At 46.4% G+C, this 237-nt stretch carries 1 pseudogene; it reads right to left on the minus strand.

Going from position 1 to position 237, the window contains the following annotated elements:
* Positions 1 to 205, minus strand: a pseudogene (locus tag H4J63_RS20170) (group II intron reverse transcriptase/maturase); the annotation flags it as partial.
* Positions 206 to 237 lie beyond the last annotated feature (32 nt).

Consider the following 237-nt stretch of genomic DNA (forward strand, 5'->3'; position numbering starts at 1 on the left):
GCACTATTCGGTCTCGAACTGCGGGGATACCTAGCATTCTGACACCGCCATCATCTTTGGGTATTTCCACCCGTTTGACAGGTTGTGCCCTATATTGCTTGGTTTGCAGCTCACCTTGCAGTTGTTTCAAGTTTTCTTCTAAATTCAAGGCGAACGCGGCTATGGACTGCCTATCTATTCCGGCCGCTCCTTTCGCTGCTTTCACTTTTTTGAATCCCTTGTACAGGTTATTAATAT

Source organism: Pseudoalteromonas sp. 5Ae-yellow, from assembly GCF_014077565.1.
Classification (GTDB): Bacteria; Pseudomonadota; Gammaproteobacteria; order Enterobacterales; family Alteromonadaceae; genus Pseudoalteromonas.